21 protein-coding genes and 1 pseudogene are annotated in these 26,033 nt (G+C 36.4%); 5 read left to right on the top strand and 17 right to left on the bottom strand.

All coding sequences use genetic code 11. The features are described from left to right. Positions 1 to 15: 15 nt before the first annotated feature. Positions 16 to 2,643, bottom strand: coding sequence for a TonB-dependent receptor (locus tag A9996_RS07085; protein ID WP_066432650.1), 2,628 nt, complete (start codon positions 2,641 to 2,643; stop codon positions 16 to 18). Positions 2,644 to 2,730: 87 nt separating this feature from the next. Then, positions 2,731 to 3,414, bottom strand: a pseudogene (locus A9996_RS19545) (IS1595 family transposase); the annotation flags it as partial. 655 nt (positions 3,415 to 4,069) lie between these two features. Between A9996_RS19545 and A9996_RS07075 the strand changes: the two are divergent. From A9996_RS07075 to A9996_RS07065, 3 genes are all read left to right on the top strand, one after another. Then, positions 4,070 to 4,510, top strand: coding sequence for a GNAT family N-acetyltransferase (locus tag A9996_RS07075; RefSeq protein ID WP_083993881.1), 441 nt, complete (start codon positions 4,070 to 4,072; stop codon positions 4,508 to 4,510). Between the two features lie 561 nt (positions 4,511 to 5,071). Then, a complete protein-coding gene (locus A9996_RS20225; RefSeq protein ID WP_211272637.1) occupies positions 5,072 to 5,311 on the top strand; it encodes a Crp/Fnr family transcriptional regulator in 240 nt (79 codons plus the stop codon). Positions 5,312 to 5,375: 64 nt separating this feature from the next. Further along, a complete protein-coding gene (locus A9996_RS07065; protein WP_083993880.1) occupies positions 5,376 to 6,146 on the top strand; it encodes an FMN-dependent NADH-azoreductase in 771 nt (256 codons plus the stop codon). Between the two features lie 101 nt (positions 6,147 to 6,247). Here A9996_RS07065 and A9996_RS07060 read toward each other — a convergent pair whose 3' ends face one another. The 10 genes from A9996_RS07060 to A9996_RS07010 all read right to left on the bottom strand — a co-directional run bounded on the left by A9996_RS07060 (position 6,248) and on the right by A9996_RS07010 (position 18,440). Beyond that, positions 6,248 to 7,186: an NAD(P)-dependent alcohol dehydrogenase gene (locus A9996_RS07060; protein ID WP_245905238.1), complete on the bottom strand. Its 939-nt coding sequence runs from the start codon at positions 7,184 to 7,186 to the stop codon at positions 6,248 to 6,250. Positions 7,187 to 7,249: 63 nt separating this feature from the next. Next, positions 7,250 to 7,507: a 5-carboxymethyl-2-hydroxymuconate Delta-isomerase gene (locus A9996_RS07055; protein ID WP_066432643.1), complete on the bottom strand. Its 258-nt coding sequence runs from the start codon at positions 7,505 to 7,507 to the stop codon at positions 7,250 to 7,252. Positions 7,508 to 8,481: 974 nt separating this feature from the next. Beyond that, positions 8,482 to 9,039, bottom strand: a complete 558-nt coding sequence (locus A9996_RS07045) for a LacI family DNA-binding transcriptional regulator (protein ID WP_066432640.1) — start codon at positions 9,037 to 9,039, stop codon at positions 8,482 to 8,484. Between the two features lie 16 nt (positions 9,040 to 9,055). Further along, complete coding sequence (gene nagB, locus A9996_RS07040) at positions 9,056 to 10,984, bottom strand: glucosamine-6-phosphate deaminase (protein WP_066432639.1); 1,929 nt, start codon at positions 10,982 to 10,984, stop codon at positions 9,056 to 9,058. A 198-nt stretch (positions 10,985 to 11,182) separates the two neighbouring features. Beyond that, positions 11,183 to 11,998 (bottom strand): Gfo/Idh/MocA family protein, encoded by an 816-nt coding sequence (locus A9996_RS07035; RefSeq protein WP_317047089.1) that lies wholly within the window; start codon positions 11,996 to 11,998, stop codon positions 11,183 to 11,185. Between the two features lie 53 nt (positions 11,999 to 12,051). Further along, positions 12,052 to 13,362 (bottom strand): sugar MFS transporter, encoded by a 1,311-nt coding sequence (locus tag A9996_RS07030; RefSeq protein ID WP_066432638.1) that lies wholly within the window; start codon positions 13,360 to 13,362, stop codon positions 12,052 to 12,054. A gap of 193 nt (positions 13,363 to 13,555) precedes the next feature. After that, the gene (locus A9996_RS07025) at positions 13,556 to 13,942 is read right to left on the bottom strand and encodes a phosphotransferase (RefSeq protein WP_066432634.1); all 387 of its coding nucleotides are present in this window, start codon (positions 13,940 to 13,942) and stop codon (positions 13,556 to 13,558) included. A gap of 214 nt (positions 13,943 to 14,156) precedes the next feature. Continuing rightward, positions 14,157 to 15,689 carry a beta-N-acetylhexosaminidase gene (locus A9996_RS07020; RefSeq protein ID WP_282955923.1) on the bottom strand — a complete coding sequence of 511 codons (1,533 nt, stop codon included), beginning with the start codon at positions 15,687 to 15,689 and terminating at the stop codon, positions 14,157 to 14,159. Between the two features lie 111 nt (positions 15,690 to 15,800). Next, on the bottom strand, positions 15,801 to 16,958 hold the full coding sequence (locus A9996_RS07015; protein WP_066432629.1) for an N-acetylglucosamine-6-phosphate deacetylase: 1,158 nt from the start codon (positions 16,956 to 16,958) through the stop codon (positions 15,801 to 15,803). Between the two features lie 3 nt (positions 16,959 to 16,961). Further along, positions 16,962 to 18,440, bottom strand: a complete 1,479-nt coding sequence (locus A9996_RS07010) for a sodium:solute symporter family protein (protein WP_066432628.1) — start codon at positions 18,438 to 18,440, stop codon at positions 16,962 to 16,964. Positions 18,441 to 18,838: 398 nt separating this feature from the next. On the opposite strand from A9996_RS07010, the gene A9996_RS21035 reads away from it, so the two are divergent. Both A9996_RS21035 and A9996_RS07005 read left to right on the top strand, forming a co-directional pair. Further along, the gene (locus A9996_RS21035; protein ID WP_211272636.1) at positions 18,839 to 19,015 is read left to right on the top strand and encodes a winged helix-turn-helix transcriptional regulator; all 177 of its coding nucleotides are present in this window, start codon (positions 18,839 to 18,841) and stop codon (positions 19,013 to 19,015) included. Beyond that, a complete protein-coding gene (locus A9996_RS07005; protein WP_211272639.1) occupies positions 18,994 to 19,866 on the top strand; it encodes a LacI family DNA-binding transcriptional regulator in 873 nt (290 codons plus the stop codon). The genes A9996_RS21035 and A9996_RS07005 overlap by 22 nt, the downstream gene beginning before the upstream one ends. A gap of 22 nt (positions 19,867 to 19,888) precedes the next feature. Here A9996_RS07005 and A9996_RS07000 read toward each other — a convergent pair whose 3' ends face one another. The 5 genes from A9996_RS07000 to A9996_RS06980 form a co-directional block, all read right to left on the bottom strand. Then, positions 19,889 to 21,451, bottom strand: coding sequence for a family 20 glycosylhydrolase (locus A9996_RS07000; protein ID WP_083993878.1), 1,563 nt, complete (start codon positions 21,449 to 21,451; stop codon positions 19,889 to 19,891). 83 nt (positions 21,452 to 21,534) lie between these two features. Next, positions 21,535 to 22,299, bottom strand: a complete 765-nt coding sequence (locus A9996_RS06995) for a 6-phosphogluconolactonase (protein ID WP_066432626.1) — start codon at positions 22,297 to 22,299, stop codon at positions 21,535 to 21,537. Between the two features lie 111 nt (positions 22,300 to 22,410). After that, entirely contained in the window at positions 22,411 to 23,166 is a 756-nt protein-coding gene (locus A9996_RS06990) for a glycoside hydrolase family 16 protein (protein WP_066432625.1), read from the bottom strand. 10 nt (positions 23,167 to 23,176) lie between these two features. Next, positions 23,177 to 24,673 carry a CBM96 family carbohydrate-binding protein gene (locus A9996_RS06985; protein WP_211272635.1) on the bottom strand — a complete coding sequence of 499 codons (1,497 nt, stop codon included), beginning with the start codon at positions 24,671 to 24,673 and terminating at the stop codon, positions 23,177 to 23,179. Further along, positions 24,657 to 26,033, bottom strand: a complete 1,377-nt coding sequence (locus A9996_RS06980) for a RagB/SusD family nutrient uptake outer membrane protein (RefSeq protein WP_066432623.1) — start codon at positions 26,031 to 26,033, stop codon at positions 24,657 to 24,659. The genes A9996_RS06985 and A9996_RS06980 overlap by 17 nt, the downstream gene beginning before the upstream one ends.

Here is a 26,033-nt window from a genome sequence, read left to right as displayed (position 1 = left end):
TATAATTTTAATTTTTTAAAATTTAAAATTTAGTGAAGCACTAATTGTAGTGCCATTAAAACCAAATTGGTTCACTTCCCAAGGGTATCTAAAACGTCCCCCTAAGTCAGTTACCACATCACCTCCTGTTTCAATTTCATCAGGATATACATCTAATAAATTATTTACAGAAACTGAAGCTGATATAGCGTTGCTAAATTCATACCCTAATAATAAGTCAGTAATTATTTTCCCTGTGAAGGTTTGGTCTTTATCCGTGTCTGTTGCATGTTGCCAGGTTACTTCTCCAAAATAAGTGTTATTTAATGCAAAGTTCCATTTGCTCAATTTGTAGTCAAACCCTAAAAGCACTTTCGATTGCGGGCGCGCAGAAATAATTCTTGATTGTTCTTTTCGATTAAATATTTCGTAATTATTAGCCTCTAGCAAAGCTGGTGTATCAATTTTTCCATCAATTTTAGTTTCATTGAAGTTTGCAGCTAAAGTCGCACCTAATTTTCCATTACCCAATTGAATGTTATTATAATTGGCAACCAAGTCAACTCCACTTGTATTTGTGCTTACCGCATTCACAAAGAATTTCAAACTAGTAATAGAGTTATCTATTAATATTTGCTCCACTGGGTTAGTTGTAGCTGTATTATCATCAAAACCAATTTCATTTGTAAATAATACTCTATTATCTACTTTGACATTATAAAAATCAACCGATAAGGAAAGATTAGACACTGGTTTAAAAGTTATACCAGCAGAAATATTTTTAGCTGTTTCAGCTGTCAATTGAGGGACGCCTAAACCTTCTCTAATAATTGGATCAACATTGTTAAAGGTTCCTTGATTTGAAATAGCACCTCCAGATACTAAAGTTTGCACGTTACTGAGATATATTTGATGTAACGATGGTGCTCTAAATCCTGTACTGTAAGAAGCTCTTATAGCACCTTTATTTCCTAACAAATATCGTGAAGCTACCTTCCAAGATGTATTATCACCAAAATCACTAAAATCTTCATATCGTACTGCTCCACCAATTAATAAATCTTTAGTAGGCTCCCAATCCAATGAGGCATAAACCCCAAAATTGTCCCGATCAGCTGTTAATGCGTTAGAAGGTTGCAATCCAGGAAAGGATTGTGCTCCTCCAGCTCCTGTAGGATTAAAATATGATGCGGGGTCTCCTGCTGTCGACGTAAAGCGTTCTCCTCTAACCTCAGCACCAAAAGCAACATCTATTTGCCCTAAATTTCTAGAAAAATCTAAATTAGCTAACGTATTACTAAATGAATACGCTCCTACATCAAAAGAGGTTGGGCTATTAGCTCCCAAATCTCTATTTAACGTATTATTTACTTCATAATCAACAGCATTTCTACCATAAGTTCCGCTTAAGTCGGCTTTAAACCCAAATAAATCCCATTTAAATCCGACCGTAAAATTATTGTCTCTAATATCGGTCTCAAAAGTAGGCTGGAATCCTTGATAAGTAGTACCAGATTCATGTAACAAATTAAATGGATCAGAAACCCAATACGGTGCGCGATAGAGAGCAAAACTTGTTCCTGTTCTATATGTTAACCCTCCAAAGGAATAAAATTCAGCTCCTGTATTATTTAGTGGAATACCTGCATTAAAAAAAACATCCATTATCTTAAGTTCTGGTTGGCCTATCGTCATTCCTAAATCAGGATTTTCAGCTAACCATGTACCCCAAGTAGGATCATTTGCAGCAATACCAAATAAACCGTCTTCACCTGGCGTTCCAGCTCTATTGGTTTTTTCTTGCTCATAATATCCTAAAGTGAAGTTTAAATAACTACCATCAGGGCCCAAATTTATGGAGGTATTCAAATCAGCTCCAAAATTAAATCCATCCCCTTCGGTGGTAATACCTGACCTCACACCAACTGTTGTGTATTCAACATTCTTCTTTAGTACCATATTTATAACACCCGCAATAGCATCAGATCCGTATTGAGCCGAAGCTCCATCACGCAAAACTTCTATTCTTTCAATAGCTGCTGCTGGTATACTTTTTAAATCTACACCTACCTCACCTTTTCCAGGTGTATCGTTTATATATACCAAAGCACTTTGGTTTTTTCGCTTTCCATTAACTAAAACCAAGGTTCTACTTGGTCCTAAACCTCTTAAATCCGCAGGATCAAAATGAGCAGTTCCATCAGAAATTGCTTGATTTGTGGAGTTAAACGAAGGTACTTTATAGGTCAACATTTTGTCCACTGTTGGTTGCCCAGTATTTCTTAATTCAGCAAGACCAATGTTGTCTACAGGTACTGGCGAATCTAAAATCGTCCGTGGCTTTGATCTATTACCGACCAAAATAACCTCGTCTAAACCAACACCTGACTGCATAGTGACAGAAATAGTAGAACTATTAACTGTTATCTTTTGAGTTTCATAACCCACATAAGAGAAGACTAAAACGTCTCCGATATTAGATTTAATAGAAAATTTACCCTCAAAATCTGTAATTGTTCCTGTAGAAGTTCCTTCAATGATTACCGAAACTCCAGGTAATGGCTGTGAGGTATCATCCGTCACAGTTCCGGAAACTTCTTGCGATACAGCAAAATTTGACCCACCGATAAGTAGTATCAAAAACATTAAATAGTTTTTTAACATAGTTTATTTTTTTGTTGATTAATAAAGTAAAAATTAATGAAAAATTGTCTTAAAAAACTAATTATAAAACAAAAAAGTGAATATAAATTATCTGAGTTCTATAGTTACGTGCTGTTTAATCAGTTGTTGATACATTGGTTTTTTGTCGACCATTCTTTCAATGGTTTAATGAAAAATGGTCTCTTTGAACTGTGACCTGTTTATCCTAAAACAGAACTCATCGAAATATCTTTGGACATGCCATTTGCTTACGTGGGTGGGAATTGCCCTCAACCAAGATTTCAACTGCATTATAATAATGTGCATTTCCTTGAAATTCTTGCCGTTTGCGCTTTATCTCTGCTCAATATCATATATCTTTTTCAAGGACGCGTATCCTCGCCATTTATCCGTCACCACTTTGGCGCTCGTGCTTATATGCTCTTCGAATATGGGTGTCAGGGACTTCGCGGAATAGTCCCCTATCGATTATACATAGACCCTTTTCACTTGGCGCTTTCTGTTGAGTTCCACCGCTATCACCGCCTTTTTCTTTTTGGAGTCGTAGCTTCGGCCCTGTTTGCCCTCTTCTTTCCCACCTACCGTGAACTCATCCACATGGACAATTTCCGACAGTGGGTACTGCCGGCTGCTCTCCATCGCCGTCCTCACTTTCTGCATAAAATACCAGGCGGTTCCCTGTCGGACATCGAAGCGCTTTCCCATCTGGACACTCGATACGCTCTTGCTGCTGGTGGCCATCTCGAAGACAATGCAAAATGCCTTGTAAACTTAATTTTAATTTATCTTCAGGATGGAGTTTGTCGGCAAAAAATTGTTGTCCCAACTCTTCATAATCTGATGGTATATATCCCAATAAGGTTCCGAAGTTTGAAGAGAAAAAAGCGACTTGTCGTTGGCATATATCGAAAACATTTATTCCTGAATTAGAAACAGAGGATAATGCTTGTAATGCAACTTTATGCTTATCTAGTATAGAATAATCCAAATCCTTTTCATCAAAATTATATTGCGATAAAAATTTGAAAAAGATTTGATTGATACTATCTTGCTCTGTCATTGGACTGTATGTTATTCCTTAAGATATTTTCTTTTTTTTTCAAAATAACGTAAGTTCAAATTTACTAATTCCCCAATCAAATTGCAGGGAAAATAGTTAAATTGTCAGTAACAATATATCCCTATATCTAGTACTGTAGGAGCTGCGAGAACGGTTGGAACTTAAACCGGGCCAATATCATCCATCTATGCAGGTGAATGCTGTGGAGCTATTTATGGCATTTATAGCCCTTCTAGTCAGTTATCAAACAGTCTTATTTAGGCTCTGGAATAGCTAATTAAGGCTTGGTATTTTATGTATGGAAACCGTTAATTATGAGCGGTTTTTTATGCTTTAATTCTATATATTTGTTGGCAGTAATTACAATTGAAAGCAGATTTGAAAATCGAGATAACACATTTTGAAGAAAATGATAGAGAACAGCTTAAACTAATGTATTTAGAAGTTCGACAAACTAATTTTACTTGGCTATCAAAAGAATCCTTTAATTTATCATCTTTCGACAAAGACACAGATGGAGAATTCATTTTGGTAGCAAAAGTGAAAAATGAAATTGTAGGTTTTGTTTCAGTTTGGCTCAATGACAACTTCCTTCATAATTTGTATATATCAAATGATTTTCAGCGTAAAGGAATTGGAAGAATTTTACTGAATAGCGCGATTGAATTGGTAAACTCTGACCTTACGTTAAAATGTTTGAAAAAAAATGTATTAGGAGTAAGATTTTATTTAAAACAGGAATGGGAACCAGTTTCCGAGGGAGTATCAAATGAAGGAGAGTATATAGTGTTTAAGTATAGGAAGTAGAATGCAAGAAAACTACTGCCAACACTGTATATCAAATAGGGCGTTCGGTGGTTAACGAAAGTTCAGTGCTATTTACAAACACCGCCAAATTGTTGATTTGGCTTTTAAGTATGAATAAATTAAAAACAAAATACAACAATATGACTCAGTGCAAACTAGAAAGTTTATCACTTTCTACTGCCCTAAATGCTATATACTTAACGTTAGCAACAATTTGAATGCACCGAAGGTATAACCAAATCAATTTCAGAGTACATTAAATTAAATTGGGAAGAAGAAAATTTAATCAAAACATTTTGGATTGAGAAAACGCTTGAAAAAGGAGATTACTTGTTGAGAAACGGAGAAATTTGCCGAACCGACAATTTTGTGGTCAACTGAACATTAAAGGCTTTTTACATAAATTCTGAAACAGGAAAAGAAGAAATCGTATATTTTGCAATTGAAAATTGGTGGGCAACTGATATTGAGAGTTTTCAAAAACAAAAGCCTTCGATTTACAACATTCAAGCCATTGAAAGGACTACATTACTACAAATCCACTACAACTCTTTTCAAGAGATGTTAGGACAAGTACCCAAACTCGAACGCTTTTTTAGAATCATCCTGGAAAATTATCTGGGAAGTCTTCAAAGGAGAATAATCTTAAATAATGTTCTTGACGCCGAACAGCGCTATTTGGATTTTTTGAAACACTATCCTCAAATTGCCGACAAAGTACCAAACTATCTAATTGCTTCTTATTTAGGGATTACTGCCGAATTTTTGAGCAGAATCCGCAAAAAAATAGAGGCATCTTAAACTACATCAATTTTTTTTATTTTTTCTTTACAGAACTTTGCTTCATAATTTAAAATACAAAAAAATGAGCAAAGTATTAATCATAAACGCAAGTATAAGAAATGAGAAATCCCACAGCCGAAAACTAACGCAGCTTTTTGAAGAAAACTGGAAAAATAAAAATCCGAACTACATTTTTACTCATAGAGAAGTTGGATTGGAGGAAATCCCGCCCATAAATGAAAAATGGATTGCAAGTGCATTTATTAAACCAAAGGAAAGAACTTTAAAAAACCAGTCTGGAGTTAAATTCAGCGACAAATTAATCAAAGAATTTAAGGAGCATAACATTTACGTTATTGGAACACCAATGTACAATTGGTCTATTCCTAGTGGATTAAAATCATATATCGACCAGCTTATGAGAATTAACGAAACTTGGAAGTTTCGCTCTGGTGTACCTGACGGGGATTATGTCGGACTTCTTAAAGAAAAAAAAATGTTTATCCTCTCAAGTCGAGGAGATACAGGATATGGAGAAAATGAAAAAAATGAGCATATGAATTTCCAAACAACTTACTTGAAATTCGTATTCGGAATAATGGGAATTGAGGATATTTCAACAATTTCTTTGGATAATGAAGAATTTGGCGGAGAAATATTTGAAAACTCAAAAATAAAAATACTACCAAGAAATAGAACTGATTTAAAACTGTTGCCAACAATTTATATAAGCAATAGCGATTTGATTATTGTTATGAATAGTCCAAAATTTAGTGAGTTTTTAATAGAGGTTCTCACTTTGTCAAATGGAATATTGTCGCTCCAGCCTGAATATTTAGATAAAAAAACGTGAATTGCAACAATGTCTAATTTTGTTATGTCTGTTGAAATAAGAAATTCACCAAATGTCTGTTCAATGATTTCCATTTTAGTCTTCTGTTTTGTATTTATTCACTAAATCAACGATATTGCTACATTACCTTTCTTATGTCCTTTTTCAACATATCTGTGCGCTTCAACCATTTGTTCAAAAGGATAGCTTCTATCAACGACAGCTTTATAATATCCTTTTTCAATGAGTTCTTTGAGGAAAACTATATCCTCTGCCTTTTCACTAATCAAACCCGATATTACTTTTCTGTTGCTTGCTATTTTAGACCATAACCCTTTCAACATTCCAAATAGTCCAGTAGCTCCTAAAATCAGTATTCCTTCTCTTTTTAGAGATTTGATGCTATTTGCAAATGATAACTTGTTTACTGTTTCGAAAATTACATCATAAGTTTCTCCATTCGAGGTGAAATCTTCCTTTTTATAATCAATCACTTTGTCTGCTCCAAGAGATTTTATAAGCTCTATATTAGAAGTGCTGCAAACTGCTGTTACATCTGCTCCAAAATGTTTTGCTAGTTGAACGGCTGCTGAACCAACTGCACCTGACGCTCCGTAAATAAGCACCTTTTGTTCGGGCTTTATATTTGCTTTTTTAAGAAAATGCAACGCAGTAGTTCCTCCGAATGGAATTGTTGCCGCTTGTTCGTGACTTATATTTTTTGGCTTAAGTGATAAGGCCCCATCCTCCGGAAGGCACTTGTATGCTGCATAAGCGCCAAAACTCATCCCCGTTGAACCAAATACCTGGTCTGCTACTTTATAACTGGATACATTCTTTCCTATCGCTTCAATTTCACCAGAAAAAACGCCACCTAAAATAGCGTATCTTGGTTTTGTAAAACCAAAGAATAATCTTACTGCCCATGGATCCGCTCTGCGCAAACGGCAATCACCTGAATTTACTGCGGTAGCAAAAACTTTTATTAGAACCTCATTGTCTTTAGGGACTGGCTTTTCTACTTCCTGAAGTTGGAGCACTTCGGGTGGTCCGTATTGCATGCACACAATTGCCTTCATCACTTTTATATTATTAGTTTAGATAAATGAGTTATTCAAATTTGTTTATTGCCTGTTACAATATCCGGCTAGCGCAAACTCATCAACACTCATCGCTATAAATTTTACGGCTGGAAACATGGCGGTCAATACTTCTACCACATTCTTGGATAATTTTGCTTTTTGTTCTGCTGTCCTTCCTTCTAGGATATAACCAAAAACGTGAATAAAATCTGTTTTTTTTCCTCCTACTTCAAACTCCTTGTATGCGTTTACTCTTACTTTAATATCCTCCTTCGCGAAAAGCGTCGTAGTTGTTGCCATAATTTATGTATTGATTTACAATGCAAAGTTGGCAACTATTTAAAATGTATTTGTTGTACTTTTTTTGGAAAAATGTATAAGATTAAAGCCGTTTTATCCTCAAATATAGCTACTTGTACAAGCAGTAGAAAATTTTACACGCGTAAATTTAGATTTACGATATACCTTAAATTCGTGAAATAGTCGATCCTGTAGCACTCAAACCGCTATTGCTTATATAAATTGTTGGCAACAGTTTTAAATCAGTTCTATTTCTTGGTAGATTTTTATTTTTGAGTTTTCAAATATTTCTCCGCCAAATTCACTGGTCATATGTTTGCTAACGTTGATGTGTATGAGCCGTTGCGTGTCTCACACACGAACCATTAAAAGTACAAAACTCCGCTGGAAAATTCCCAAGAATTTTCCATTGAAGCATAGACCCAATAATGGATTAAGATATGGTTTTTAGTTTAATACTTTATAATTTGGAAGCTGATGGTTTATTACATGTCCTTAGAATAATAAAAACTACCAAAAAACTACCGTAAACATCATTTTTATAGTGTTTTCGGGATTTACAAATGAACTCTATCTTTGTTTGATTGTATTATATTTTTTTACATGATGAAGGAATTCTGAAAGATTTTTTCTGATTGTCAAACCGATGTTCTTGCATTTACTTTCAACGGTTATTTTTGAAACAAATTTATTTTCGCAATGAACTTGTCTCTCGATTTTTAGACGTCCATTAGGAAAATGGATCGTCAGGAAGATTCCGTTATCTTGTTGAAAAAAGTAAAATTCTGTCCGTAACCAGTTTATGAATTGATAGTAACTTTTTGAACAGGAAAAGCTTATCTCCAACAACCAATGGTGATGTTCTCTCTCATTTATATCTATTTCATTACTCATATTCAATCTCTTCTTTTACTGATAAAACCTATCACTATTGCCCGCAATCATAGAGACTACAACATTGCCAGGCGGAACTTTCAAACAATATTGATGCGCAAACTATCACTCCTATTAATTTTCGAAAACAATGAATTGATTATTTTTTTTCCGAAATGTTTATAATCTTGGGCTCGCAATGTTAAGTCTTCAACCGTTTTTACAATGGTGGGAAAGAAATGATCCTTGGTGCTCTGCTTGAGAGCCTCCAATGCAATTGAGGTTCCAATGATAATGACTCCTTTAATACCCCCATTCCTTAAACTTTTCAAGCATTCATATTCGCCATTTTCAAAATTCAAATACTGCTGCACCACAACACGGTATCCATGCTCAAAAGCTTCCATTTGGATCCTGTTCAGCATGCTTCCGTAGATCATCGAATCAATTTGTGGTACAATGACTGCAATGGTATTGCTTTTTTGAGATCGTAGGGCAATGGCCGAATTGTTAGGAACAAAGTCGTAACTCTCTGCCAATTCCTTTATAATCTGTCTCGTTTTGATACTAATATCTTTTTTGTCACGCAATGCCTTAGATACAGTAGACACGGAATAGCCGCTCATTTGCGACAAGGTTTTCATCGTTACTTCCATCATAATTCCTTTCTTTAAATTAAAAATGCCATCTCACAAAAGCCTCCATTGCGGCATAATGTGATAGGCCCAATTGGTCATAGAGTTCTGCAGTTTCTTTATTCCTGTCCTCTGCACGTTGCCAAAACTCTCTCGAGTCTGAGCCTTGAAAGACCACGCCGTCTTTTTGGGATTGGTGCTTAAATATACCATGACGTTTTTCCAATACCTGATCTGGGCTCATTGGCACTGCCATTTCTATTTCGTCAACACCCCACTCTTGCCAAGCGCCTCTGTAAAGCCAAATCCAGCAGTCTTGCATAAATGGTTTTAATTTTAATCTTCTGACGCCTTCAAAAACAGCATCCAAACATACTTTGTGTGTGCCGTGAGGATCAGCCAAATCTCCTGCAGCATAAATTTGATGAGGCTTGATGCTTTCAATTAAATCTAATGTTAATTGGATATCTTCTTCCCCTAATGGATTTTTATCAATAGTTCCGGTTTCATAAAACGGGAGTTCCATAAAGTGGATCTGTTTATCTGGCAAGCCCACGAAATGACTGGTCGCCCTTGCTTCCCCTTTCCTTATCAGTCCTTTAATATAACGCGCTTCAGGAATATCAGTCTCACTTGGTTTTTTATCACTGAGAGACTTCACTACTTTCTTGTGGATCTTTTCGGTAGCCTCATTCTGTATGCCAAATTTATCATTGTAGTCACAAACAAAGCTTGCAAATCGTAAGGCTTCTTCATCTGCTACGGCAATGTTTCCTGAGGTTTGGTAAGCCACATGTACTTCATGGCCCTGCTCGTGAAGTCTTCTAAAAGTGCCACCCATACTGATTATATCATCATCTGGATGCGGACTAAAGATCAAGACACGTTTTTTGGCAGGCTCAGCACGTTCTGGCCTTTTGGTATCTTCAGCATTTGGCTTTCCTCCTGGCCATCCGGTAATGGTATGCTGTAAATCGTTAAAAATTTTAATATTGATATCGTAAGCATGTCCAAAATCGGCCAATAAATCACTCATTCCATTCTCAATATAATCTGCATCGGTAAGCATCAAAATTGGTTTTTTGAGATGCAGGGCCAAACCTGTGACCGCTTTTCTGATGAGCTTATCTGTCCATGTTACCTTTTCAACCAACCATGGCGTGTTAATCCGAGACAGCTTAGACGCCGCTTCTCTATCCAGTACAAAGGTGGCGTTATTATGTTCTTGTAAGAATGATGCCGGCACCTGATTGGTAACCTGCCCTTCTACTGACAAATGAATGATATTAGATTTACCCTCACCCCAAGCCATAAGGATAACACGTTTGGCTTCCATTATCTTTTTTACACCCAAGGTAATAGCCGTTCTTGGGGTATTGGATAACCCCGCAAAATCCTTACTGGCCGCCACTCTTGTAATATGATCTAAAGCTACCAAACGGGTTTTAGAGTTTTGTAGGGATCCTGATTCGTTAAAACCAATATGACCATTGGCACCAATACCCAGAATTTGCAAATCAATGCCTCCAACAGTTTCAATTTTAGATTCGTAACGGTTACAGTAATCAGCAATATCCTCTTTAGACAATGCACCATCTGGAATATGGCAGTTTTCCGGAAGAATGTCTACTTTATCAAATAGCAACTTTTTCATAAAACGGACGTAGCTATTAACAGAATCTGGCTCCATTGGATAATATTCATCCAAGTTAAAGGTCACAACATTTTTAAAGCTCAACCCTTCCTCTTTGTGCAAACGCACCAACTCAGCATACAGCCCTTTTGGCGAAGATCCTGTTGCCAAACCTAACACACAGGGCTGTCTTTGGGACTGTTTCACCTTTATAAGTTTTGCTATTTCTTTTGCGGTAGCTCTCGAAGCTGCTTGAGAATCTTCAAACATCAGAGTGTTGATGTTTTCAAACCTTTTTTCAAACCCAGTGGCTTTATCGATTGTGCTTTTCAACATGCCTATGTATTTAATTATTTATGACTTTAGTTTTGTTTTTTAAAATACACTCCATAACCCATGCAGTGTGGGCCGCAGTTTCTCCTGTTGAAGGGTGGGATGACGCTTCAACTAAGTCTGCTTTAATATCCTGGACATGAAACCATTGAACGTGTTCAGGATGTGCGATGGTAAGACACTCAGTTTCATCGTCACGCTCTAAGACAACGGGATCCTCTCCAAATACCGAAAACGTGATATTTCCTTCATTGCCGTATAATTGCCGTATATCTTGACAACGTCCTGACGTTTGTCAGCACCAAAATCCCAAGTGCCATATCCTGTAATTCCCGAATCATGGTTCCAATGTCCCGTTACTGTATCTTTAGCGGTGTAAAGACCCAATTTATTTTCTGCTATACCTTCTGCACTTTTTATGCGTCCTAATAGGAACACAAATAAATCCAATCCATGGGAGGCTAAATCATCAAAATAGCCACCTGGAGCAATAATGGCATCTGTACGCCAATTGTATGTTTTTGATAGGTCAAAAGCGTTGGCGGGTTTCTTGAAATTCCAATGGATGTGTCTGATCGTTCCTATTTTATGATGATCGATCCATTTTTTGATCTGTAAAAACCTAGGCAGCGATCTTCTATAATACGCCACAAACAATGGCAAATCTCTATCTTTAAACGCCGCAATGATTCTTAAACATGCCTCATAACATGGTGCCATAGGCTTTTCAATACAACATATTTTACCAGCTGCCTCGACTTTTAGCGCGTAATATTCGCGTGAATCTGGCGGGGTGGCAATATATATGGCATCAATTTCTGGATGATTGATAAGAGCGTCGGCATCATCATAAAAATGAGGTACCTTGTGTCTCTTGGCGTAGGCTTCTGCTTTATTGATATCTCTTCCCATCACAGCAAAAAGCTCAAACCCTTCTGTCTTTTGATAAGCAGGCGCACTTTTTATTTCAGTCACACTGCCACAACCAATCATTCCCCATTGATATGTTTTATTCATCTTCATTTAAAAAACTTCTAAGAGTTTAGTTCCTAATTGTATTTATTTTGTGGTTATTTCTTCCAACTTTTGATTTTATGTCCCCAGAGCGCAAAAAACAAAATGAGAAGATAACACGGAATCAAGATCCAATAACTACTCGTTGAGGCCGTAGCCAAAGCATCAGCATCGTTAATGCCACTGGTTATAAGTTCATGTTTGTTGGCATCTACGATACGTCCATATAGTGGCGGAATGATGGCACCACCAGAGATGGCCATAATCAATAATGCAGAGGCCGTTTTAGTATGCTTCCCTAAACCATCTAAGGTTAATGGCCAAATAGCTGGCCAAACCAATGCGTTTGCAATACCTAATGCTGCAACAAATAATACCGATGTAAACCCTGAGGTTGATAAAATTAGACCAGTGAAAATAATCCCTAATATCGCACTAACAACAAGTGCTGTTTTTTGCTTGATGTATTTGGGAATTAAAAACACGCCCAAAGCGTAGGTTCCTACCATAGCCATTAGCGTATAGGTTGTAAAGAATTTAGCTTCAGTAGCAGGAATCCCTAAGGATATGCCATAAGCAATAATTGTATCTCCAGCAATAACCTCGGCGCCAACATAGACAAACAATGCTAGGACCCCCAACCATAAATGTGGAAATTGAAATATGGTTTTCTTGGTCATTACCCCTCCTGCTATTTGCTCATCATGTGTTGCTTCAACATGAGGCAAAGGTGCTTTTCTAATAAAAAAAGCAAATATAAATAAGGTTATAGCCATGACAATATAAGGGGCATGCACGCTGTCAGCCATCGTATCTAAAAGCACCGTTTTCTCTTCAATAGAAACGCTTCCTAATTTTTCATTGACTTCATCGATCCCTGATAATAAAATGGCACCAAAAATTATAGAGCCCAAGGCTCCAGCTACCTTGTTTGCAATGCCCATCATCGCCATTCGTTTGGCACCACTTTCGATGGGCCCTAATATGGTAATGTAAGGGTTGGCCGCGGTTTGACAAATGGTCATTCCAATTCCTTGAATAAAAATGGCCACTAGAAATAGCCAGTAAGTACGGGCATCAGCTGCAGGAATAAATACCAACGCACCAACAGCCATAATACCCAAACCTAGTGATATTCCGTTTTTATATCCTATTTTATTTATGATGTATGACGCAGGCAATGCCATAACGACAAAAGATATGTATGAAGCTGTAGCTACAAAATAAGATTGGGCTTGCGTCAGTTCATTTATGGTTTTCATGAAGGGAATCAATGCTCCATTGATCCATGTGACAAAACCGAAAATAGCAAAGAGTCCTCCAATTATGGCAATTGGGACAAGATTGTTTTTGGATGTATTACTCATAAGGATAGGTTTTCGGTTAGTAATATTGATTATCGGCTATTGGTTATGTAAGCGCATCTTTTAATTCTTAATGACTGTAATTAGAGATTTGAAATATCCGAGACTAAACTCCCAATTTTTCACTCATACTCTGCAACAGTTTAAATTGGTTCTTGGCCCTATCTAAATTATGTTCGGGATATTTTGTTTTGTATTAGACATCCCCGTTTAGAAAATCAGTTAAAAATCGTAAACCGATGATAAAAATCATCGTTTTAGCTCCCAAAGGCAAATACTTAAGTTCTACCGGGCTCAATGACGTTTCCATTTTCTTTAAAAAACCTTTGGTAAAGGCATTGAAATAGTCAACATTGAACTCTACAAGATCTAAATTGGTATCGTCCTCAGCCGCTGTATTGCAAATCGTACGAATGGCATCTCCAAAATCATAATGCACAATTCCTGACATAACGGTATCTGTATCTATTAAACAAAGCCCTATATCGTGCTTGTGGAACAATACATTGGATATTTTAGTGTCGTTATGGGTGACGCGCACCTTAATATCTCCAGATTTCTTCAGATTTTGTAAAATATTCACCTCATCTCTTGCATTTTCTACAAATTCTATATGAGGCTTTGCGGTTTCAAGACATTCTTTGCTACCAAGTTTATTGGTGAAGATTCAAAAGCTTCTAAACCACATCCCAAAATATCAGAATCTTGTCCAATAACTAAGTCATTTTGCTTTTTTAATTCAAATAATTGCACCCCACGGCTTATCCATTTATTTTCATTGATAATTGCGGGTAAAACTAATCAAATCCCTCATGATAACTTATTCCAGAAAGCTCCCATCTCTTTTCGAGTTTTATAAGAGCTTGAATAAAATTTTCGTAATTCTTATTGGCTTTCATTGTCCAGCCTACCTCAGCATAAGCTGCTATTCTAGGATAAACTTGATTTTCCATTTGTTTTACCTCTGGAATCCATTCACTCCACATTTGACAGCCAAGTCCTAATATTTTATCATGATATTCGTCCTCCAAACCTTCTGGTATAGGATCAAAAGAGTACGATTTAGATAAGGGGATAGACTTGTAATCATAATCCAAATAGGTCATAGAGTGTAAAGAATTTACGACATCATGTCCATTTGTAACGGCTTTATTGATGAGATCGAGACTTCCTTTCCAAAAATGAATAATAGCTGTTTCAGATAATTTCTCAGTAACGTTCATATTGGAACCTTCGTCCCATTCATGAACTTGATCACCAAGTATTTCATTCCAGCCCATCATACGATGTCCATGAGATTCCATAAAATTGGATATTTGATTGGTAAAGAATATTTGGAGGTCGGCGGGAGATTTCAGTCCCTCCTTTTTGATTTTGTTTTGTATTTCTTTAGAGTTCTCCCAAGTTTCAAACCTTACTTCATCTCCGCCTATATGAACAATTTTACTTGGAAAGAGTTCAAATACTTCGGTGAGTACATCTTTGAGGAATTCATATACTTTATCATCTGCAATATTGAAAGAGTCGTCCAGTTTACCAAATGTCACAGAAACCTCTTTTGTTGTCCCTAAAACTCCAAGCCATGGATATGATGCAATTGCAGCTGTTGCATGACCTGGCATTTCAATTTCAGGTATAATTTGAATATGTCTTTCTTGAGCATATTGGATAATCTCCTTAATTTGCGCTTGTGTATAAAAGCCTTCGTGTGGCGCACCAATACGCTCTGGGCTATTTCTACTGGATTGGGTATCAGATCTATGACTTCCAACTTCAGTGAGTTTGGGATATTTTTTTATTTCTATTCGCCAACCTTGATCATCAGTGAGGTGCCAATGAAAGACATTCATTTTGATTAGCGCCATTTGATCCAATAGATCTTTAACGGCATCAACACCTTTAAAATGGCGTGATTCGTCAAGCATAAAAGCTCTCCAAGGAAAACGAGGTTTGTCTTTTAGTTCTACACCGCGAATCTCTACGGTTTTATTTGAATATGCTTTGGTTTCAAAATCACTCGGCAACAATTGTCTGAATGATTGAATCCCATAAAACAAACCCGTATCTGTAGCGGCTTCAATCAGGATGTTTGTAGCGACTGATTTTAATCGATAACCTTCTTTACCCAATTCTGTCTCCAAATCTGGATTTAATATTAATTCGATTCCTTGCCCTTTTTGTTTGAGTTTGGGTTTTGTATGAAACCCCTTTTCAAGAATAGACGACAGAAATTGTGCAGAATTTGCAGTGCTCTTATGAGATATTATGGCAGTTTTAGGGGTTAACGTAAAGGATTCGTTTCCCAAAGTTACCTCCATGGGTTGAGGTATAATTCTAATTTGTGCATGTAATGCAGTAACAAAAAAAATCAGTAATACAATCGTAAATTTTAGTTTTTAAATACTATTCATATTTTTAAATTTATTATATTTTTTTAACTTTTATTTTTCATCTGGAATGGAAAAAACTATTTTGCCATTCTTTATAGTTTTAATGATTTTCAAATTATCGTTTTCTCTTTCAAAAACCACAAGATCTGCTGGCTGGCCAACTTTCAGATCATTGGTCACTTTACCGAAAATTGCTTCCGTTGGTTTTATGGAAGCCATATTCCAAGCTTCAGGTAATGGTAAAATATTCTTTCTAATCAATTGGTTAACGCACCAAAGTAACGACTGAGCTGACCCAGCAAGCATACTAGGGCGTTCTTTCATAAACAATCTGCCTGTGGCATCCAATTCAACATTGCCACCAATGTGCCCTGAATAAGACCCAGTAGGCAGCTCTGCATACGATGTGGCATCACTAACCAAGAGACTTTTGTTTGGTTTGGTTCTCAAGAAGATCTTTAATAACGCATCTGGCAAATGAAAACCATCGGCAATAAGCGTTGACCAAAGATTATCGGAGGCTAATTGTTCCCATACATAGTTTGAATGGCGCGGGAGCATGGCATGCGAGGCATTCCCTAAATGCGTGGACATACTAGCGCCGGCAGCAATAGCTTGATTTATTTGTTCAGGATTTGCCGCTGTATGACCAATAGAAACAATAACCCCAGAATCTGTACAACGTTTTATAAAATCAATGGATTCTGGCCATTCTGGTGATAACGTGATAATTCGTAACCTGCCACCTGCTACTCTTTGCCATTTTGAGAATAAGTCCCAATCTGGTGCTTTTATAAATTCTCTAGGATGGGCGCCTCTAGGGCCGTCCTCGGGAGATAAAAAAGGGCCCTCAAGATGTATGCCACCGATGGCGGTATTTATTTCCGTATTGCTTTCGCATGCTGACGCTATCAATTTTATCAAAGATTCAGTAGCGGTGTCACTATTTGTAATAATAGTTGGAAAATAACTGGTAATTCCCTTTTCAAAAAGGATATGGGTTAATGCCTCCACATCAGAAACGCTCAATCCTTTGGTATTAAAATCAATGCCTTTAAAACCATTAATTTGCAGATCGACTAAGCCAGGTGCAATATAGGAGTTTGTGGGTAGTAGCTTTGGACATTCTGATATTTGAATTATGCTACCTTCAGCAATTTCAAGACGAATAGGTTGATCTGTTCTGTAATCTAAAGCTTCAAGTACCATGGTTTAATCATTAAATTTTTTCGATAAGTTTAAATGTAATTCGGTTACTTTTTCAGGCACCGGTTTCTTGTTGAACAATCCAATGACGATAAAAAGAATCAAGGACGCCATAATTGGAGCACCCATTTCAAAAGCGAGTGATTTTTGTTCAACCATTTTTAAGATCATAAAAACCACTAGACCTCCAATAATAGAGCCTATCGCCGCTATGCTTCCGCTCTTTTTGAATATAGGAAGAAGTCCAAGAATCATAGGAATTGAAATAGGCCCAAGCAAAGCAGCAAACCAAGTCACAATTAAACCAAAGATTCCTCCAAACTTGCTGGCATTTAAGCCGACAATAATAGTGACAAGTGTAAAGCAAAATGTTGTTATTCTCGCAAGTTTAAGTCCCTCCTTTTGTGTTAAATTACGGAACTTGGGGAATAGTTTAGGCAAAATATCTCGACAAATAACTGACGAAATGGTATTAGAATCCGATGCGGTCATGGAAAGGGTATTCGCAAACATGGACGCCAGAACGAGACCAAGCAGACCGGCGGGTAAAAATTTTCTAGCCATCATACCATAAGAAAGTGTGGGATCGGAGAGACTATCAAAAAAAAGAGGCGCAGCGAACATAGGAAAAAGTAGTATCAAAGGCCAAATTAGATATAGGATTGATGATAAAATACCTGCTTTTTTAGCTACTTTTGGAGAAGACGACGAAATAAACCGTGTGGCTAAATTCCATGTGCCACCACTATAGCTAAAGAAATTGATAACTAACATAGTGAACGCAAAAGCGATGGTATAGGGATCGTTAAAAAAACTAGAATTGCCCTCAGGGAGTTTGTCCCACATTGTAAATATGCCTTCAACCCCATCATCCATATTCATAATAATGATGACGAACATCGTTATCCCAGCGAGCAGTTGAACAATAAACTGCGCAAAATCATTCCAAACATCAGCCCACAAACCTCCAATGGTAATGTATACCAATGACACGATACCAGCCAATAGAATTCCAAAAGTAATAGAGGTGCCACTGAACACATTTAATAAAACCGCTATTGCAGCAAGCTTTCCTCCCGTATCAAATACCTTGATGATAGATCCAGACCATGCAATAAGTTGTTGCGTTTGTAGGTTGTATCTCACAAGTAGATATTCAGTAGGTGATTGAATGTTTGCAAATTTTCTTAACCGTGCCCATCTTGGCGCAATGTAAAATGCAGCCAATAACGTGGCAATAGATACCGTGAACGCCCACCAAACATATAATGTAAATCCATGAGTGTAAGCAATCCCGGCATAGGCAACAAAAACGGCACCACTATATCCAGAAACATGATGGGAAATTCCTGAGAGCCACCATGGCAACTTACCTCCAGCGGTGTAAAAGTCTGCTGAGTTTTTAACACGTGAATATGCCCATAAACCAATGGATAAAAGCATTATGAAATAAAGTGATAAAACTATCCAATCGAACAATTGCATTGAAATATAGGTTTTAAAATTATGGATTCTCTAAAAGTTTCAGATGATTTCTGACTAATAGAGTACAGAAAATGAATTCATATTTCTTTTACATACATCATACTCATAATTAAAAAAAATGGAATTAGAAAATCATGTGATATTAAATAATAAGCAATACGCCTGCTGGATTTCATAATGCTCTTAACAAATCTAATTTATTTTTATTTTCTATGCAAACGTTTGCATCCAACATTTCACAAGAATAGGCATATATTGCTATATTTTTTATAATTTCGCCATGTTATTTTTTTTCCCCTTCAAAAAAGTATACTTTAACAGCTACTGACGACAAAACTATAAGAATGCATTTATTAAAAACAGCATAGGTTTATGTGCCAACGTTTGTATTATTTCATATGAAAAATCGGAGAATTACATTAAAGGATTTAGCACAAGACTTAAATCTATCTGCTTCTACAATTTCAAGGGCATTAGATAACCATCCTGCCATTAGTGTATCTACTAAAAAAAATAGTTCAGAAAAAGGCAGAAGAGTTAGGATTTATTCCCAATTCCATCGCTTCCAGTTTTAGAACTAAAAAGAACAAAATCCCTAGGCATTATTGTTCCTAGGATTGATATTCACTTTCATTCCCTCGTTATTAGTGGTATTGAAGATTTTGCATATAAAAACGGGTATAATGTGACTATTTTTCAATCAAAAGACTCCCTAAAAAGAGAAAAAGAGATAGTCAAAATACTCCAAAACAGAATGGTAGACGGTATCATTGCCTGTTTGAGTATTGAAACCAAAAAGTGTGATCATTTTAAGAAATTTGAAAAATTGGGAGTTCCCTTAGTTTTTTATGATCGTGTGCCAACTGATTTTGATGCCAATAAAATAATTATCAATGATTTTGAATCTGCCTTTACAGCAACCGAACACCTTATCGCTTCAGGCTGTAAAAAGATAGGACATGTGGCAGGTAGCCAAGAAACAAATATATTCAAATTGCGTTTGGAAGGTTTTAAAGCAGCACTCGTGAAACACGATCTACCTATACAGGAGGATTTCATTTTACACACAAAAAACCTTGGTTATGACGAGGGTGTTAATTGCGCAAATAGGTTTTTGGAACTTCCAGAATTACCTGATGGTGTTTTTTGTGCTAATGACTATACCGCAGTGAGTCTTATCCAGGTTTTTAGAAAGGCCGATATAAAAATCCCACAGCAGGTAGCGATTGCGGGATTTAGTAATTATCCGATATCCAAGATTATTGAGCCTCATTTAACGACCATTAATGACTGTGCTTTCCAAATGGGAGAGTCATCCGCCAAACTGCTCATCCGTCAAATTGAAGATAAGGATGATTTTGTAAATTCAGAAACCATCACTATAAGAACTGAGCTCATAGTTCGAGAATCAACAAGAAGGGATTAACAGGTAAACTGTTTTTATTAGTTTATTTTAATTTTGCTAATCGATCGTGTAAAACACGTATTTGCTGTACTCTCAATTCATTTTGTTGGTTCAATTCAGAATCGTAAAGGAAACCCTTGTTAAGTTCAGAGAACCTTTCTCCCAATACCTTAGCATCTTCCAATATTGTAGTTAATTTGCTAAGTAACTCAGGTGTTCGTGACGTTGTAAAATCAACCGAATTATATTTTGATTCCACCTCCTTAAATTCTAAGTAATGCCTTCTTAAGTCGGCCATCAATTTAAAATGGTCAAATTCCTTTTTGTTTTTTGTTGGATTTACCAAAACTAATTGACTTCTAATCTTGCCGTAGTCATTTAGCATAGATTGTATACTGGGACTTTTAGTAGGTACACCATTTGAGATGAGTTCGGGTGGGGCATATAGAAATTCATACAAGGTATGAGCCTCATCGCTTTTTAATCCAAACCGTCTTTTACCATAGTCTAAAATAAAAGCTTTAGGATTTATAGGATCTTTGGAAGCCAAGGCCTCAGCGTAACTTGCAACTAAAATACGAAAGCCAGATAGTGGATAAGTATTTCTAATTTGTACCATATCAATGACATCATAGCCTACATCCCACATAAAACCGTACAAACCAGTGGTAGACCATGAGGTCATGACCATACCTTCATAATTGGCTTCGCGGGCATAAGGAATAAATTCCTTTTGATTTTTGAAATGCGTAGACCAGTCCGTAACATACCAGTTGTCTGGGTGACTTCTTATTGACGGTGCTCCCCAAAAAGAAAACCCCAATTCTTGAAGCTTAGAAACATCTCCAAAATGATTAACTTTCCAACCGTAGTTCCAATCTACAAAAATGGTTTCTTCAGGCAATTCTGCTGCTGCTTCTGGATATTTTAGAATGATGTCGGCCCACATGACAGGTTTCTTTCCTAAACCAATGACGATCTCAGCAATCATTTTCATGTGATCAACAAATAATTTTGATTTTCCTTCTTTCTCAACTTTCGCTTTACATTTCTCATCATGTCCTAATAAATAGGTTTCGTCACCTCCAATATGGATATAATTGGAATTGTGCATTGCCGCCAAATCCGTAAACAAATCAGTAAAAAGTGCCTTGTTTTCCAAAACCTCCATAGGACACAATTGTGATATATCTTTCCTGTCCTCTTTTAAATTACTATACCTGGGATTCCGCAAAATGTATTCTACATGACCCAAGGTTTGTTGAAGCGGAATGACTTTGATATCTAATTTTTCGCAGTGATCAATAAAATCTTTCACTTCTTCGCGAGAATAGGAGTATTTATTGGAAATCGTAGCGTGCTTTTCAAAAGGATAGGTTCCTTCCCATTCCATTACAAGAGTGTTCATTCCAAAACCTGCAAGCTCAGTAGCAAATGCTTTAAGAGCATTAGGAGTCATCACTTGGATCCGTAAATCCAAATGGAATCCTTTCACTTTAAAATCATGGTTCTCTGTATTTACTCGATTTTGCGCCGAAACATCATCAGTGTCAATGAGAACGAGACTTGCAAAAATTAAAAACTTAAAAATATATTTATAATCCATCTTATTGTTTCGTTCAAAACATGGCCATTAAAGATGCCAATTAAACTTTTTAATAATTATTAAATTGATGATGCCAACGGACCTTATACGTTTTCAAATCTCATAGCTTCTTTATAAGCATCTTTATCGAAAAAAAAGTTACAGTTGGGGTGTTTGGTCAGTATAGAGGCTGGACAAGCTGTGCTTATAGGCTCCAATAGTGCGTTCTTAACAGCATTGCTTTTTTTTATGCCAATCACGACACAAAACAAGTTTTTTCCTTTTAAAAGTGTTGGGATAGTCAATGTGATTGCTTTCTCAGGCACTTCCTTTATAGAATCGAAACATCCATCATTTACCTGTTGCAAGCGACACTCCTCGTCCAACTCGACCACTTTAATGATTTTTGGATCATTGAAATCTGCTACTGGTGGATCATTAAAAGCGATATGACCATTTTCCCCAATTCCTAAACATACAATATCTATGGGCTCATCCGTTAACAGCTTTGCATACCTTTCAATTTCAGTTGAAAGACCATTATCAACCCGGATTGTGTTTTTGTGTTTAATAGACACTTTCGAAAACAATGCATTCTCAAGATATGATGAAAACAACTCTGGAGCATTAGGTTTTAAACCTATATATTCATCCATATTAAATGCTATTATTCTATTCCAATCTATAAGAGTTGACTTCGTTAAATAATCGAGCATTGAATCTTGTGAAGGCGCTGCAGCAAAGATTATCCTTACAGTATCTTGAGTCTTTTGCAAATTTTCAATACAAGTTTCCACAGCTTTTCCTGCGGCAGTTCCAGTTGTTATTCTATCAGGAAAAACATTGATATTTCGGTTAAGATTTGGCATTATTTATAGTTTTTATATTTTTAAGCTTCTTTATTTGTTTCAATAGGAAATTTGGGAAATAATAAAATTTTACTATTTCACAAATTTCAAGTTCTAAATTATCTTTATGCTTTACAGTATTTCAACCCGCTCGATAATCATTTCTGCAGGCTGTGAATTCGTGGGACTTTGACCTCTAAATAACCATAAATTTATTTTTAGACGTTCATCGTTTAGTGGCGGAATATCACTCCCTGTATAAGTCCAAGAATTGATTATGGCATCATTCTCTGGATTTAAAGTATGACCTTCATAGCTTCCAAATTCAATTTCGTTGACTTTCCAATCAAAAAAATGAGTGGAAAGAGTGGAATTTAAATCCATATCATAACGGTACTTGTTCCCTAATTTAGCTGCTGGTTGTATTGCAAATTGAGAGTTCTGATTGGTAGTGTTGGACCATCGTGAAAATTCAATATCAATTTCTTCATTATCATTTTTATAAGTAAAAAGACCGCCAACAACATTTTCATCCAATTCATCAATCCTACTTGCAAGATAAAACACATATTTTTTATGACCTTGAGAATGTTTCAGAGTCACTCCTGCACAATACCAATATCCGTTGCGCTGAACGATTTTTAAATGCAACCTACCTTTATCATCTACCCAGACATTATCAGCAGAATCTGAGAACAAATTCGGACCAGGTCCTTGTTTCTTATCCTCTGAAGTTCTCACAATCCATTCGTAGCCAGAGAATTTGATAATTCTGGTGGTGAATGTTGGAGGATCATTATTATCACCTTCTGATGTCGAACAAGACGTCAATATGGCAATAGATATCCAAAATATAATTTTAATGATAGGTTTTATTATAAATGACATTTATCTCAAATTATTGTATGGTTACTACTATATCAAAGTTGTCTAAATTAGCACCTGCTTTGTCTTCAGCAGAAACCACAATTTTATCCGAGGATCCTGAACCATTGTTAATATAAAGCAAGTTCATCACATCAACGTCTTCTTGCGTAAAGGAGTCACCAACTTTTAAAATACTGGCACCGCTGACCAACCATCCAAATTGTGGCGCTTCTTTTATTATAAATTTTACATCACCGGCTGGTGAACCCGACACCAGAAGAATATCATTACTAAACACATAAGCCTCTCCACTTGATAAAGAAAATCCCGTGTTTTTGTCAATGTTCAACACAGTATCTCCTGAGGCAAATCTTGCAATCAGCATCGGTGGATTGAATCCTCCAGTGTTTTCCTTTGAATGAAATTCATCGGTTTCGTCTCTACCAGCTTCTTGATCTATCATAAGAGAAATACGTCCATTGTAATCTAAGCTCTTATAATAATCCGTCATATCAAATTCAAAAGTGCTTATCTTTCTTGAAATGATGCTAGATACTGGTGGAGTTGTTGGAAGGGTAGCATTATCAAAAGTTAAGCCTAGCTCCGTCCATAAGGTATCCTTTACATTATAAACATCTAAGTCAATTCCTTTTGCTGCAGTAAATTTTACCGCAATTTCAAGTTTTAGATCTACTATAACACCTTCTTTGGTAAAATCATTCAAGTCGTACATTAAAAAAGATTTCCTGTCATATCCTCCATTACCAGTTACATTTTTCAGTTTCAGAAGTGGATCTGCGCCAAAATTTTGTGCAGATCTACTACCACCATTAACGTAAGTATCAGCTATTGGAAAAATAGTATCTCTTACAACCGTTGGATCGGGTCCATCTGAACCTGAAGAAAGTGCAGAAAAATAAACGATGGACGAAACCACATGGATTACACCATTCAAAGCTTTGAGATTTGAGGTAACGATTTCCCATTGTTTACTTGTACCTTCATTGACCAAACCAGTAAAATTACTTCTATGCGACAAAAATAAAGTCTGCCCGTTTTGACTGGTGTAGGCTATGGGGTTATTACTTTCCATCAAGTCGGGGTCATCAAAAGAAACGTAAGCGTTCACAACATGATATTTAAGGGCATTACGCAAAATTGGTACTGGCACTTCTGACAAACTTTGATAAGCGTTATTTTGAAGGTATTCCTTAAAAGCCTCATTGGTAGGAGCTATAAATGTTTTACCTGTACTAACATCATATAAATCCTGAGTATTTGTCAGTTTTATAGCTTCCTGCATTAGATTTAATGAGTCATGTGTTTGAATATACTGCCATGCAGTAACACCCAAAGGTTTATTTGAATTGGATTCTTTATATGAAAATCCATCTTGGATTTCACAACCGAAGAAGAAACTCATAGCGATTGTAAAAAAAATTCCAATTTTCGTGTATGAGGTTAATTTATAATTTTTCATTTTTTTTGGATTTATTTTCTTAAAACACATTTTATTTGTAAAAGTCATTTTGCTGTAAGCTAGGATTTCTATTTAAAGCATCTTCATGTATAGGCCAAACAAAATTGTCTTCATCACTCAAACCATTAATGGGACCCATAACAGAAATAGCTCTTCCGGTTCTTACCAAATCAAACCAACGATGTCCTTCAAAAGACAACTCAATAAGTCGTTCATGTAAAATAGCTGATTCTACGCTGCCATATAAGGCAGTGGCTTGTGTTTCGTCCAATTCAGGAATTTCAGCTCTTTTTCTAATTAAATTTAATAATTTAAGCGCCTCGCTATTGTTGTCCAATTTATTATGCGCTTCTGCTTTTAAAAGAATGATGTCTGCTAAACGCAAAAGAACAATATTATTGGCCGAGGGATCTGGACTTTCATCACTAAAACCTTCACCGAAAAATTTCCAAATCTTTTTTGGCGTAGCGTTTGTTGTATCATAAATCAAATTCTTTCTTAAATCTCCGTCTTCGAAAGCTCCTTTAAATGACTCACTTGGGAAATAATCACTGTCGGAACCTAAAGCATAAAGGACTCTCAATGCATTGGTTTGCGTTTCATTATAACCCACTTCAAAAATACTTTCATTAGAATAACCAGAAGTAAATATTTTAGACCAATCATTCATGGATACTAACGAATATTGACTATTATCCAGAACTTTTTCGGCTGATTCAATAGCTTCATTATATTGTTTTCTCCACATATATACATGTGTCAGCAAAGCATTGGCCCCACCTTTGGTGAATAATATTCTCGTTTTATCGCCTGAGAAGTTGTCCTTACAATTTTCGGAAGCAAAAATTAAATCTTCCACTATTTGATCCAACACGTTCTCTTTATCCGTTTTCGCAATAAAAAATTCCTGGTCTACACTTTCATAAGGCTCAGTAATTAAAGGCACGTCTCCCCAAACCCTTACCGCATAAAAATAGGATAGTGCTCTAAGGGCTCTAGCTTGTGCTATGAGTTGAAGACTGAATTCGTTTTCATTTTCATAAACGCTGGGAATGTACTTAATAGCATAGTTCGCCCGGCTCACAGTTTCGTAAATATTGTTCCAACGTGCTGAACTTATAGATTGCGTGAGGTTATTTTGTATTAAGGCCAAAGGATCACCAGCATGATTAGTAGCAACAGCATCCGCTCTCCCCTCCCCCCAATAGGCAAAATTGACACGAAACGTCGATTGTAGCGCGTCATAGATACCATAGACCCCTGCTTGGGCATCACTTGAGGTTTTATAAAATCCTTGACCAGAAAAACTGCTCACGGGATCTTTATCCAATATACTATCTGAACAGGAAAACGCAATAAAGGCTAGTACTCCTGTAATGATTATTTTATAATTTGTTAAGTGTCTCAT

This window comes from Gelidibacter algens (genome assembly GCF_001678675.1).
In the GTDB taxonomy this organism is placed as follows: Bacteria; Bacteroidota; Bacteroidia; order Flavobacteriales; family Flavobacteriaceae; genus Gelidibacter; species Gelidibacter algens.
This window is presented reverse-complemented; position numbering and strand designations above follow the sequence as displayed.

What these genes read in the sequence shown, in the direction of transcription:
- A9996_RS06980 (WP_066432623.1), bottom strand. Translation starts at nt 26,033, where the DNA reads ATGAGACACTTAACAAATTATAAAATAATCATTACAGGAGTACTAGCC.
- nagB (WP_066432639.1), bottom strand. Translation starts at nt 10,984, where the DNA reads ATGTTGAAAAGCACAATCGATAAAGCCACTGGGTTTGAAAAAAGGTTT.
- A9996_RS07085 (WP_066432650.1), bottom strand. Translation starts at nt 2,643, where the DNA reads ATGTTAAAAAACTATTTAATGTTTTTGATACTACTTATCGGTGGGTCA.
- A9996_RS06985 (WP_211272635.1), bottom strand. Translation starts at nt 24,673, where the DNA reads ATGACTTTTACAAATAAAATGTGTTTTAAGAAAATAAATCCAAAAAAA.
- A9996_RS07010 (WP_066432628.1), bottom strand. Translation starts at nt 18,440, where the DNA reads ATGCAATTGTTCGATTGGATAGTTTTATCACTTTATTTCATAATGCTT.
- A9996_RS20225 (WP_211272637.1), top strand. Translation starts at nt 5,072, where the DNA reads ATGTTAGGACAAGTACCCAAACTCGAACGCTTTTTTAGAATCATCCTG.
- A9996_RS21035 (WP_211272636.1), top strand. Translation starts at nt 18,839, where the DNA reads ATGAAAAATCGGAGAATTACATTAAAGGATTTAGCACAAGACTTAAAT.
- A9996_RS07055 (WP_066432643.1), bottom strand. Translation starts at nt 7,507, where the DNA reads ATGGCAACAACTACGACGCTTTTCGCGAAGGAGGATATTAAAGTAAGA.
- A9996_RS07045 (WP_066432640.1), bottom strand. Translation starts at nt 9,039, where the DNA reads ATGATGGAAGTAACGATGAAAACCTTGTCGCAAATGAGCGGCTATTCC.
- A9996_RS07060 (WP_245905238.1), bottom strand. Translation starts at nt 7,186, where the DNA reads ATGCAATACGGACCACCCGAAGTGCTCCAACTTCAGGAAGTAGAAAAG.
- A9996_RS06990 (WP_066432625.1), bottom strand. Translation starts at nt 23,166, where the DNA reads ATGTCATTTATAATAAAACCTATCATTAAAATTATATTTTGGATATCT.
- A9996_RS07000 (WP_083993878.1), bottom strand. Translation starts at nt 21,451, where the DNA reads ATGGATTATAAATATATTTTTAAGTTTTTAATTTTTGCAAGTCTCGTT.
- A9996_RS06995 (WP_066432626.1), bottom strand. Translation starts at nt 22,299, where the DNA reads ATGCCAAATCTTAACCGAAATATCAATGTTTTTCCTGATAGAATAACA.
- A9996_RS07035 (WP_317047089.1), bottom strand. Translation starts at nt 11,998, where the DNA reads ATGAATAAAACATATCAATGGGGAATGATTGGTTGTGGCAGTGTGACT.
- A9996_RS07015 (WP_066432629.1), bottom strand. Translation starts at nt 16,958, where the DNA reads ATGGTACTTGAAGCTTTAGATTACAGAACAGATCAACCTATTCGTCTT.
- A9996_RS07065 (WP_083993880.1), top strand. Translation starts at nt 5,376, where the DNA reads ATGAGCAAAGTATTAATCATAAACGCAAGTATAAGAAATGAGAAATCC.
- A9996_RS07030 (WP_066432638.1), bottom strand. Translation starts at nt 13,362, where the DNA reads ATGAGTAATACATCCAAAAACAATCTTGTCCCAATTGCCATAATTGGA.